This is a genomic window from Pedobacter sp. FW305-3-2-15-E-R2A2 (assembly GCF_038446955.1).
Taxonomy (GTDB): domain Bacteria; phylum Bacteroidota; class Bacteroidia; order Sphingobacteriales; family Sphingobacteriaceae; genus Pedobacter.
Genome location: NZ_CP151803.1, coordinates 3,614,439 through 3,627,051, shown reverse-complemented (window position 1 = coordinate 3,627,051; position 12,613 = coordinate 3,614,439). Strand labels below are relative to the sequence as shown.

General features: G+C 43.4%; 8 protein-coding genes. 5 read left to right on the top strand and 3 right to left on the bottom strand.

Annotated features, from left to right (window positions below; genetic code table 11):
• Positions 1 to 529 precede the first annotated feature (529 nt).
• The gene (locus tag AAFF35_RS14375) at positions 530 to 1,387 is read left to right on the top strand and encodes a DMT family transporter (RefSeq protein ID WP_342333210.1); all 858 of its coding nucleotides are present in this window, start codon (positions 530 to 532) and stop codon (positions 1,385 to 1,387) included.
• Between the two features lies 1 nt (position 1,388).
• Here the strand turns inward: AAFF35_RS14375 and AAFF35_RS14370 are convergent, their stop codons facing one another.
• Genes AAFF35_RS14370 through AAFF35_RS14360 form a run of 3 tightly spaced genes read right to left on the bottom strand, consistent with a single transcriptional unit; the run spans position 1,389 to position 5,067 of the window.
• On the bottom strand, positions 1,389 to 2,360 hold the full coding sequence (locus AAFF35_RS14370) for a Gfo/Idh/MocA family oxidoreductase (protein WP_342333209.1): 972 nt from the start codon (positions 2,358 to 2,360) through the stop codon (positions 1,389 to 1,391).
• A gap of 55 nt (positions 2,361 to 2,415) precedes the next feature.
• Complete coding sequence (locus tag AAFF35_RS14365) at positions 2,416 to 3,249, bottom strand: hypothetical protein (protein ID WP_342333208.1); 834 nt, start codon at positions 3,247 to 3,249, stop codon at positions 2,416 to 2,418.
• A gap of 3 nt (positions 3,250 to 3,252) precedes the next feature.
• On the bottom strand, positions 3,253 to 5,067 hold the full coding sequence (locus AAFF35_RS14360) for a serine hydrolase (RefSeq protein ID WP_342333207.1): 1,815 nt from the start codon (positions 5,065 to 5,067) through the stop codon (positions 3,253 to 3,255).
• A gap of 176 nt (positions 5,068 to 5,243) precedes the next feature.
• Between AAFF35_RS14360 and AAFF35_RS14355 the strand changes: the two genes are divergently transcribed.
• From AAFF35_RS14355 to AAFF35_RS14340, 4 genes are all read left to right on the top strand, one after another.
• Entirely contained in the window at positions 5,244 to 6,197 is a 954-nt protein-coding gene (locus AAFF35_RS14355; protein WP_342333206.1) for a hypothetical protein, read from the top strand.
• Between the two features lie 94 nt (positions 6,198 to 6,291).
• Positions 6,292 to 7,698 carry a protein phosphatase 2C domain-containing protein gene (locus tag AAFF35_RS14350; protein WP_342333205.1) on the top strand — a complete coding sequence of 469 codons (1,407 nt, stop codon included), beginning with the start codon at positions 6,292 to 6,294 and terminating at the stop codon, positions 7,696 to 7,698.
• A gap of 5 nt (positions 7,699 to 7,703) precedes the next feature.
• Positions 7,704 to 11,774: an FtsW/RodA/SpoVE family cell cycle protein gene (locus tag AAFF35_RS14345; RefSeq protein WP_342333204.1), complete on the top strand. Its 4,071-nt coding sequence runs from the start codon at positions 7,704 to 7,706 to the stop codon at positions 11,772 to 11,774.
• A gap of 34 nt (positions 11,775 to 11,808) precedes the next feature.
• Positions 11,809 to 12,600, top strand: a complete 792-nt coding sequence (locus tag AAFF35_RS14340) for an FHA domain-containing protein (protein ID WP_342333203.1) — start codon at positions 11,809 to 11,811, stop codon at positions 12,598 to 12,600.
• Positions 12,601 to 12,613 lie beyond the last annotated feature (13 nt).

Sequence of the window (12,613 nt, the reverse complement as noted above, 5' to 3'; positions counted from 1 at the left end):
TAAAAGAAAAATATATTACTATTAATTTTCAAAACAATGTTTTGTAGAAAAATTCATTTCATTGATAAATAAAAACACTTATTTGTAGTAAACTACAAATAAGTGCTATGAACATAAAAAAAATGGCAAAAGCAGAAAAAAATCTACAAAACAAAAGAAATAGAAAACAGGTCTGACCTGCCTTACTAAGTTCGGAATCTATCTGAAAAGCCAACAGGGCCAAATGGGTCAAAATTCATGGCAAACAGGTAAAGCTATTTCAGGAATAAGCATTGAAAATACTTGCGTTGAGACTGCAAAAAAACCGCGCCCAGCTATACCCGCTCTGACCAGGCTCTATACACGGTCTATACTCGGTGCACACCCGCTTGGAAGCCTGTTAAAGGCGGGTAAGCAACTCGTGTAAAATGGGCTTAAAATGAGTATTCCTGCAAGCGGTCACAAACTTGCCAGGATCATTCGGATTGTCCAGTCGCCTATAAGAAGAAGCTGTTTTTTTCTTATTTTTAATTAAAAAACCAAATATAAAATGAGTAGTTCTGCCTTAATGTTGGTGATCACAGCGGCAATATTGCATGCGGTATGGAACCTCATCACCAAACATGTTAATGGCAAACTCGCGTTTTTCTGGTTAATATCCCTGTTTTCGGCCATCATTTACCTTCCCTTACTGATCTTTCAATTGATCAGCACACCAATTCAGTATACGGGAAGTTTATTCCTTTTTGGGATCATAAGTGCGCTGTTACATCTTTTTTACTTTGTTGCGCTACAGGTTGGCTATCGCAAAGCTGACCTCTCGGTCGTTTATCCCGTTGCCAGGGGTGCCGGTCCGATATTTAGCATTATAGGCGCCATACTGATCTTTGCCGAGCGACCGGGAATCATGGCCATCCTCGGAAGCCTGTTGATTGTCTGTGGCGTCATCCTCATGACCGGGCTTAAAATCAAAAAAGACACTTCAATACTAAAGGGATTCTACTATGGAATGCTGACTGGCTTTTTAATCTCAACGTATACCTTATGGGATAAATTCGCAGTGGTCACACACCATGTCTCTGCTGTTTTCATTACGTTTGCTTCCATTGCACTTCCCTTAATTATCTTATTGCCAATTCCTATCCGAAGGTCAGAAGAAGTATTGCTGGAGTTAAGAACGCATTGGAAGCAGGGATTGTTAGTGGCCATTTTTCAACCCCTATCCTATTTGCTGGTCTTAATTGCCATGAAAACCACACCGCTGAGCTACGTCGCACCGCTAAGAGAATTGAGTATCGTATTTGCCGTATTTTTTGGTGTTAACCTGTTAAAAGAAAAGGACAGCAAGAAACGGATCATAGCGGCGCTAACCATCCTCATCGGCATATCCCTTCTGGCGACAGCTTAAATCACCTGGTGAAGCTATCCATTAGTTTCATGGAAAGAATCGCCTGTTCTGCTGAACAAGGATTTTCTGTCTGATCCAGGAAGTAAGCCGTTACTTTTTCAATCATAGGTTGCTGGACATGTTCCAGTGCTTCAAAAGCGAAGACCTCTGTGCTTCCGGCTTTGGTCAGCGTCACTTTATTTCCAAATACAGGAAAGCTGATTCTTCCATTGGAACCGATAATTTCACAGACATCCTTTTTATCCTGTTCAGAAACAGAGAAACACCAGGTTCCCGTAAATACGACGCCATTCTTAAACAGAATCTGTCCGGTCACCAGATCATCCACCTTCGCCCTGCCCGACTGGTTCAATGAGAAACCTGTAGACTGATCAAATTCTCCGAAGAAATACACCATCAGGTCCAGCTGATGAGGCGCCAGGTCATGAAATAAGCCTCCACCGGAAATGGCGGGATCTAACCTCCAATTGGTCTCCACATTGGCAATCAGATCTGATTGCTGAGGTTGCAGCATCTGCAAGCTGGCAAAACGAACATCACCAATAGCGCCCTCTTCAAGAAGCCCTTTGATTTTTAAAAACATGGGTTGAGCCCGGCGATAGTGTGCAACCGTAAGTTTTGTGTCGTATAATATCGATGCTTCTTCCATCCTCAACCCCGATTCCGCATTTAACGTCATCGGTTTTTCTACATAAACAGGTTTTCCGGCAGCAAGGGCAAGCCTACAATACGCTTCGTGTTGGGCGGGTGGTGTCGCAATGTAAATCGCATTTACTTCGGGATCATTGATCAGTTCTTCCACATCAGCATACCATTTTGGTACGCCATGTCTAAAAGCATAATCTTTTGCCTTTTCCGCGTCTCTGCGCATCACGGCAACCAAAGAAGAATTGGGAACTTTATTAAAAGCAGGTCCGCTTTTAACTTCTGTAACATCGCCACAACCGATCATTCCCCATTTAATTTCCTGCATATTCACCTTGTTTTCTCAGCGAAAATACGAATATCGCGCAGAATTAAAACCTGTTTTAACGTTTCAGTTTTAACAAATAAATCGCTGCCTGCAGCTGATCGCTGTCATTATCTTCACACAATAGAAAGGAGATTTCCCCTTCACCTTTATGCTGTAAAGTCAATCCTTCAAATTTGTAGCGGTCAGAAATCTGCTTTGTGAAGTCGATCTTCATTGTCTTGAGGTCAATACTACCGATGATACTGCCTAAAACCGCTCCGTCATTATAGGTGGAATTGGTGTTTTCAGCAGCTGCAAGGAAATACAGTTTATCATCCAGTTTAATCGCATCAGTAAAACCAGTCCGGACACCCTTAATTTTGGGAAGATTCAAGGTTTTAAAGGTAATTTTAGCCTCAGCTGTTAATTGATTACCAGATACCGTAAAAACAATGTTTTGTCCGGAGTTCCCATTCCCACGATTAAAAAAATACCAGTTATCCCCGGCATGGACCACCCCCTCAATATTGAAATTTTCAGCGCTCAGATCAGCAAGAACCTGCATAGATTGGTATAAAGCGGATAAATCCTTAACGGCAGTTACCTCTTTTGTACTTGCATTTAGCTGAACCATTTTGGTTCTGTTTTCCGTAGAACCAGATCCAAAGAGATAAAATGAATCTTCGTAAAAGGCAAGGGCTTCAAAATCTGGTTTGAGCTTCTTTGCTATATTCTCCGCAGGATTTTCGCTTAGCGCATGACGCTTCAAAGCAGCTGATTTGAGCTCATATTCATAGAAATAAGCACTATTGTCGCCGATGACATATAGGGAATTGTCTTTTAAAAACAAACCGGATGCAGAACCTATTCCTATAATCTGGAATAACAGTTCAAGTGTGAACCTATACATTGTTTAATCTAAAGTTTTTAGAATTTTTGCTGCATTCTCACTGTTCGGATTCAATTTCAACGCTTTAAGGTAGTTTTCCTTGCCTAGTTTTTTATCGCCATTGGCGAGGTAGGCCTCCCCTAAACTATCATATACATCTGATTGATCCGGATAAAGGAAGGTGTTGACTTTAAACAGGTCAATCGCCTTTCTTACCTCCTTAGTGCGTAGCAAACGATAGCCCATCTCATTGATGTAGCTCTGCTCCACCGTATGGTAGTCAGGATGCTCTTTTTTCATTTGCTGATAAGCAGCCAGGGCCTGATCAAACTGCCCCTCAAGAATAAAATCATAAGGAACTTTTTCTCCTGCTTTCAGTAAAGGGTTGATGTATTTAACGGAATCTGTTCCCCATACAAGAGCCAGGTGTTTGCTTTGGTCAGCAGGATTAATCACCACTTTAACTTTATAATCAGAACTGGCCAGCGTTACAAAAGTATTTTCTGCAATTTTAAACAACTGCTCAGGTTCTTCAGAGTTTTTCATCAAAAATAGCTTTTCTCCATCGCCATAGACTTTCATCAGGTCATAATGATCTGTTCGGTACCGTCCGGACAGGTATTCCAGGTTTTCTTTGCTGATCTCCAGTTTTGGATAAACCGGGTTTACGTAACTTGGCCAGTTATAAGTCTCAGCTACAGACCTGATCAGCTCATCAATCAGCGGAGGCTGGTTACCATTGGTCAGGACCACCACACCATCCCCACTGTCCCTACTCGCCGTAAAACGACTCGAAAAACCCTCATTCCAGCCACCATGGCCAAAGTAACGATCACTTCCTTTCTTTTCCAGAAAGATCCCCAGCCCTTCGAATTCTTCAATAAAAGGACTAACCATTTTAACGGCCATCTCCTGCGAGAGGACTTTTTCACTTTGCCCTTTAATGGTTAACTGTAAATCTATGGCAAACTTTGCCAGATCTTCTGCGGTAGTCCATAAACCTGCAGGAGCCATTTCAGGATACGTATGCCTTTTTCCTCCGGTCTCGCTGCGATCAGGAAGATATCCTGTCGCCGCAAACCTCAACCTGTCTGCAGGTAAGGGCTGATTGTAACTGCTGTTTTTCATTCCCAATGGGCCTAACACCAATTCGTTCATGAGCTGCGGAAAAGGTTTTCCTTCCAGGTCGATCAGCATTTGCTGCATTACGCAATAGCCGCCTCCGGAATACCTGAAAGTTCCACCAGGTGCTTTATCAACGCGGATCGCCGGAGAATTCGCCGGCTTTTCCCCATTGAGGACCTGTATTAATGTCGGTACTTTATCCGTAACCCGATAACCTGCAAAACCACCTACTGTAAGTCCTCCGCTATGGCTTAGCAAATGCTTGATGTTCACTTTCTTTTCCTTTGTAAATTCATTGTCCGGAAGCTTCCAGGATTTCAGGTATCGGTTCACATCTTCCTCCGCATTGATCTTTCCGCGTTCTACTTCTTTCAATGCCGCATAGGCACTAACCGGTTTGCTGATCGAAGCCGCCTGAAACAAGGTCTGGTTCGTTACCGGCTGTTTACTGCCACGATCCATTACCCCATAACTCTTTGCCCAGACTACCTTTGAGCCTTTAATCACGGCTATACTCAGTCCGGGAACACCATAATGTTTCATTCTCCCCTCAATCGTCCATACAGAATCGCCCACAAAACGATTGGCAGTTCTCAAGCCGGTTTCTACTTTTTTAATCTGTGCTTTTGTCCTGCTATCATATTGTGCATAAATAGTTGAGCATTGTAAGGAAATGAGCAGGAATAAACCAAATACTGAAGTGTTTTTTTTCATCTTTGCAATAATTGTGATAACTGGCTGTTAAAGAAAGTAAACTAAGCCAATATAGCCAATTAGCTAAAAACAGACAACCTTGAATTCCATTAAAACAGCAATTGTGGATATTTGTTGATATATATTATTACCCAATATCACTATATTCAATTCTTATTTGATACTTAAGATTAAAAATGACGACTAAACCCACTTTTTGGCAACGTATAGGCATTCAGGATTGGTTCTTAAATGACAACGGCACCAAATCATCTGCCAAGTTAAAGCCACTTACGCCCAACATAGTTTATAAATACATCATCCAGCAATTTCAGGAATCTATTGCTGAACTCTCCTTCGCGGAACGGATTGTCTTTTTTCATGAGTTTATCATTTGCCTCAATGCGGATGATTACAGGGAATTTGTAGACAACAAAAAAGGCATCCTGGGACTGGTTGCACAGGAATCTGTAGATAACTTCTACCTGATTCTGAACAAACAGGCCTCCACAGGAAAAAAAGTAGAACCCTCCAGTAATAAATGGGTGTTCCGTTTTGTATCCCATCCGGATTACCGTCGCGGGGACATTAGCTTTATTGGTAAACTGTTGCCAGACAGCAACCTGAAAGACGAGAACCTGAGGGTAACCTTTATCCCAAGACAAACAGGCCTGGCCCAGACTTTTGATATGGACAATGACCTGCTAAAGGATTTCATCTTCTACAGTGAAGGTTATTATGAAATCCCTTATATGGCAGATCTGAAAATGCCGGATAAAGCGCCTGTGGAAAATAAAAAGACGAATGTTCTCGCCCGTTTTGAAACTACCTTGCCTAATAAAGCCTATGCTGGTCAGAAATTAGAATACCTGATGAGGGCAGAAGATATTGTCATCTCCGGAAATGAAGAAACAAGTGAAGGTGCCCATATTTTCAAGATCCCCTCAGAATGGGTAAACAGTCCCCACCTTAAAATACATTACAATAATGCCGAAGATAAATTCTACCTGGCCTCCTTTGGAGAAAAAACAATAGTAAATGAAAACCTGGTGGAACGAAGCGATATCTATGGTCCGAAATGGATCGAACTTCCCCTGAATTCAAGGATTATACTTAACGGAATTATTGGCATCAATATTTTTAAACCCTGATTTATGTCGCATGCTTTATCTATAGCGTTATTAGTACTCTGTGTGGTCTTGCTGATCGCACATTTCAACGACATTAAAAACTCGCCCAAATAGAATGGAGAATAATTATTTTGGAATAACTGACACTGGAAAAGTTCGTGATAACAATGAAGATACTTTTATTGCAGAGCGCACATCAGACAATGACTTTGTAATTGCCTGCGTTATTGATGGTGTTGGCGGATATTCAGGAGGTGAGATCGCAGCAGACATTACCAGAAAATCTATACTTCATCACCTGGCTCATCCTAAAGCGGATCTACCCGCGCTTATGAGAGAAGCGATTCTCGCTGCAGATGCACAGATTATCGTGGAAAAGCAAAGGGTGAAAGGGCATGAAAATATGGCTTGTGTACTCACGTTAGCGGTAGTTGACCTGCACAAAAACAAACTTTATTATGTACATGTAGGCGATACGAGATTATACCTCCTGCGCGACAATTCATTGATAAAGATCTCCAAAGACCAGTCCTTTGTGGGCTTCATGGAAGATTCCGGACGCCTTACGGAAGAACAGGCCATGCAACATCCTAAGCGCAATGAGATCAACAAAGCCCTTGGCTTTGGTATGGGAATGGCTGGTCAGGAAGATTATCTGGAAACGGGGGAATCTCCTTTCCTTCCGGGAGATCTGTTGTTGTTGTGCAGTGATGGCTTATCGGATATGGTCAATAGCCAGGAAATGATCCGCATCTTAACGACGGACAGTTCCATAAGAGAAAAAGGTGCTCAGCTGATCAATGCAGCAAATCAAAACGGAGGCCTGGACAATATTACCGTAGTCTTGGTGAAAAATGACAAGCAATCGCAGGTCCATGAAGCAACTAAGCCTGCCGCGAAATCTAAAAAGACAAATCCTATTCCTGCGGTTGCAGAGAACACCAGCCTTCCTTCAGTCCAGCCACAGCAAAGAAGCAACAGAGGCACAGTTGCCCTGCTTTCCGGCCTCTGCCTGATTCTGTTGGCTGCCTGTATCTATTTATTTTGGCAGAAACACGAGTTGTCAACGCCTGCTCCCCCGGTCAAGACTACACACAGCAGAAATGCTCAGGAACTAAAACTTCAGGATGCCTTGAATAACCTCAAAGGAAACACGCTGACCTTAACTGATTCGATGTTCAAATCACCTATCATACTGACCGAGTCTTTACATTTCACTAAAGACTCCCTGTTCCTGATTGCTAAAAATCAGATCGTCATAAAAAGTGATTCTGCTTTCAGGGGAAATGCCATGATCATCCAGCCGGCCAGTACCTATGTCTACCTGGAGAACCTCAGCTTTGAAGATTTCAATACCGCCATCTCCTCCCAGAATAATGCATTGGTGTTAAAAAATGTACAGTTCAAAAACTCACCTAATGCCATACAGACGATTTATGATCTGCCGGCAAAAGGATATATCAACGGAAAGATCTCACGCAGTACTTTTAAGGCTGATTCTATCCCTAATACCTCCAAATAACAAATATGGGAGAAACCACACCTACCACCGGAAGCAGAAAAACGGAGCGTAAGCTCATCCTATTATCTTCAATCATATTAGGAGCGTTATTCATTACGCTTTTCGGGACGTTACAGAAAGGCTTTGTTGACGTAGATTCCAGGTTAAAAAATGGGACTCTGGTCAATATCAATGATAAAAACCCTGGTCAGCTCATTAAAACACTTTTGGAGAAAGGTTATTATTTTGAGGATAAGAAAGACATTGCACTGATTTCAGCAGTAGTGAGCAGCGGAAGCAAATCCTTTAAAGAACCGATCGATAACGTTGGGGAATTGAATAAACGCAGGTTTTTTATTGATGCTGATGAAGCCTTTCAAAAAGGTGGACAAAATTTTAAAAAGAGGGTTCTTGACTCCCGTGCATTGTTAGGTTATACCGGTGAGGACTCGGTTCTTTTTAAGAAAGAAAGGGTCAATCCTGCTTCCCTAAAATCAGAAATTGCGGTCAACCAGGGACAATACAACATTACCGGAAAGGTGATCGATACTGCCGGGAAGCCGGTATCCGGGGTTTTGATCAAATTGCAAATGATCTTACCGCAGGACAGTACCGATAACGATCTGGAGCTGGCCAAACCTGCATTAAGGACCTATGCCAGAACGAATGCAGAGGGGTATTTTGCGTTCAATAAATTACCGGATGATCAGGCGTTTTCGATCCTTCCGATGCAACCCGGATATCAGTTTGGCAAATCACAGGGCGTACAGGAATTGCAAAAGGACGCCAGTTTCGTCTTTAAACAAAGCCCTCATAGCATCCGGCTTTTTTCTGCGCGTGATTTTAAGATCCTGAAAAAAGAAAAATCCCTGATTGTACGAACCACGATGGAGTATAACCAATGGTACTGGATCATTACCGGCTGCTTTTTCATTGGGTTTTTCCTGCTTCATCTGCTGATGAGCATTAAATTTCCACAGGCAGATCAATTGATTCTGCCCGTAGTGATGCTCATGACTGGCCTGTCTTTTATTACCTTACTCAGTTTGCAGGATCCGCTTAGAGATCGTTTTCTGGCTAAAGATACCCTGATGTTTTTTGGAATGGGCATCCTCGGCATCTGCCTGTTGCTATTGATCAAGTTCCGCAAGTTTACGGTTGATTCCCGCGTTTACCGGATGTTGATCCTCCCTAAAAACAGCGGCAAAGCCAATGGCTGGCAATGGGCAGGTCTGGCACTCGCGCTCCTGGCATTGACAATCGTCTTTGGAACAGGTCCGGAAGGCAGTGGTGTAAAAGTGAACCTCTTTGGTGTACAGCCGAGTGAAATTGTTAAATATGCGATCATTCTCTTTCTCGCCGGGTTCTTCGCGAGCAATGAGAAATTCATTACAGAATACCGTACCTGGAGAAAGCGTTGGTATTTCTTCTCTTTTGCATTGGCAGCAATGGCCATCGCCATTTTGTTATTCCTTGTTCTCGGAGATCTGGGACCAGCAATGGTGATCTGTTTTACCTTTATCATTTTGTTTTCTTTCTCCCGTGGAGATTTTATGATGATGATGATCGCCATCATCACTTATACTTTAACGGTTTGGTTTTTGAACATCTGGCTGGCCAGTTTAATTACCGTATTGCTGGTCGCACTGGCGATGTTGCTGAATAAAAAAAGAACGAGTGAATCTGCGATTATGATCATGATGGTCATCGCAGGCTTCCTGCTGATTGATCAGATTCCTTACCTGGATAAGCTCATTCCCGGACCAGTAAATCGCCTGACGGAACGTAAATCGATATGGCAGGACCCCTGGAACAATGAAGTCTACGGAGGTGATCAGGTAGCCAATGGCATCTGGGCAATGTCCGGAGGTGGGATCACGGGTCAGGGGGCAGGTGAAGGTTTTGCAAAAAGCATTCCGGAAGCACATACCGACATGATCCTTCCGGCAATAGGTGAAGACTTTGGATGGGCAGGCATCGTAGCGGTGTTTATCTTGTTCCTGGTCTTTTTAAACCGCGCGATTAATATAGGCCGGCAAACGGGAACTCCTTTTTTATTTTATTTATGTTCCGGAATTGGCATCAGCATGTTTGCTCAGTTTCTACTGATTGCAGGCGGATCAACCGGTGCCCTGCCTTTATCAGGAGTAGCCCTCCCCTTTATCAGTTATGGCGGTTCTTCGCTGGTCGCAAATATGCTGGCGGCAGGATTGTTATTGTCGGTTTCTTCCATCCGTGGAACAGCCGTTCAAATGGAGTTCATTACCAAACAGCAGGATAAAAATCTTGTTCCGGCATTATTGTCAGCCAGTGTTGCAGTCATCTTGCTTACAGTAACGGTATCCAGATACATCGCCAACAACAAGAAATGGGTGGTTCAACCTGCCCTGGTGGCAGACCGGAGTGGCTTACGCATGTTCAGTTATAACCCCCGTATTGCCATCCTGATGAACAAACTGGAAGCTGGTCAGCTGTACGACAGAAACGGACAGGTATTGGCTACCAGTAACCCGGATCTAATCAGGAAACAGGAAGGCATGTTGAATGAATCCGGACTGAACTATAACCTGGATTCTGCAGTGCACAAAAGAGTAGACCGGTATTATCCTTTTGAAGAACAGGCTTTTTTCTGGGTTGGTGACGCCAATACCGGAGTTTTCAACGGAAGCACGAACGGCTATTTTGCAGAATATGAACATGCCGCTGAATTGAGAGGTTTCCAAACGCCGACGAGTTCTTTTAACACCATCGCCAATCGTTATCATGAAGATCGTTTTCTTCCAAGAGGGGTAAAAGAGATGACGGTGAGTAAAAGGGATTATAAGGCATTGGCTCCACTCCTGCTGGCTGGTGTGAATAGTGCCGAGGTGGCGGCTTTTAAAAAGAGAAACAGGGATGTTAAACTCGCTGTTGATGCAAGGTTGCAAACGGCCATCCAGCATTCCATAGCTACTGATGATTCTTTAAAGAAGAGCCGGGTATCGGTGGTGATTATGGAAGATGAAACCGGCGACGTGTTGACTTCTGCAGTTTATCCTTTGCCAACGGTCAAAGACTGGGACTTGCTCACGATGACGACTGCTGAGCAGAACCGGTTATCGGGATGGTATACGAATTCAGATCTTGGCTTTACTTATGCCACTCAACCGGGTTCTACGGCGAAGGTATTAACCGCCATGGCTGCCTTTAACAAACTCGGACTTGCCGCGGTCAATAAAACATATACGGTCAGTAGAGCAGAAAGAATCCGAACCAAGGGCATCGAGCCTGATGAAACAGGAACGATCAATATGGAACGCGCATTGATCAAATCGAACAACGTCTTTTTCATCAAACTGGCCAATCAGGAACAGTTGCAGGAAGATATGGCGGCTTTGTATTTAAAAACCGGAATGTTTTTAAGGGGTGTTGGTGGCTATTATTATAATAAAGGAGCCAATAATGAGAAGCAGGAAGATAAATGGCTGAATTATTGGAGGAAGACGGAGTTTAATACCAAACCGAAATATGATCCGGCCAATATCAGAAAGACCCGTGCCAAGGGAATCTCCGGAATGGCCTGGGGACAGGGGGAACTGATTGCGACCCCTGCCGCAATTGCCAGGCTGGCATCAGGCGTAGCCAATAAGGGAGTCATGGTTCCCAATCGCTTTGTATTGAAGATCAGCGATTCCTTAACCGGGGTTCAGCCTGGGATTAAACTGGCCAACGACCCTAAATATGCGGCCTTGCTCACAGACTATATGGTGAAACAAAGCATCAATAAGTCTTACACGCTGGGTCTTAAAGTAGCAGGGAAAAGCGGAACACCGGAAAGGGTGTGGAAAGCGGCCAGGATCAATGATGGCTGGTATGTGTTTTTTGCGCAGAAGAAATCAGGGAAAGGACATATCGTGGTTTGTATCCGGATAGAGTCTACCAGAGGATCGAGCAGAGCGGTATTGCTGGCGGGTAAACATGTGGTTCCTGCCCTGCTGAAACTGGGTTATGTGAGTGATCTGGAAGAGGCGAAACCAAAGGTCGTTAAAGCCAAAAGCATTAAGGCGGCAGAAATAGATAGCATCGCCCCGTCAGAAGCGCCTGAAATAGAACAATAGAGGAATAAAAAGATTTAAGAAAAGATACATGAGCATGTTTAACCTATTTGGAAAAGAACCATCAGAAAAACCTCAGGACGTAAAAGCCGTGAGAGAGGCACTTCTTGTTTTCATGAAGCAGGAATTGCAAAAACTGGAAGGTGGCGAAGGAAAACATATAAAAGGATTTCAGCTGTTCATTGCCTGTCTCCCGGTAGAAAAGTACCTGTACGAATCTGCTGTGTTCATGGAGGAAGAAGGTCGGTTCAAGAAGGAAGTTCAAAGGCTGGCCGATGATTTTGCCATTGATCTGCCTGAGCACTGGACAATGGAGAGCCTCTTTGTTGATGAGCTCCCTCAGGATGTGATCAAAGCAGGCAACCTGGAAATCGGACTGTATATTAAAACGCCGGAGCATGCCATCGTACAGCATTCGGAAAGGGCTTGCATCAAAGTTTTAAACGGAGAAGCAGAACAACAGGAATACCTGATTACTTCCAGTGATGGAAAGATCAATATCGGAAGAGAAAGAAAAGTTCAGGATGCAGAGGGTTTTATCAGGGAAAATAAAATTGCTTTTCCGGATTCCAGCAGCAATGAAGGCAATAAATACATCAGCAGGCAACATGCACATATTGAATGGAATAGAGAAGCAGGAGTCTTTCTTTTATTTGCTGATGAAGGCGGTGTGCCGCCAAGAAATAAAGTAAAAATCAGATCTAAGGCAGATCATAACCCTGTTAAACTTACCTTTACGGAACTTGGACACCCTCTACAGGAAGGTGACCAGATTATTTTGGGCGAATCGGCGGTGTTAGAATTTAGTTACGTTTCAAACCCTTCATAAAACGACAATCATA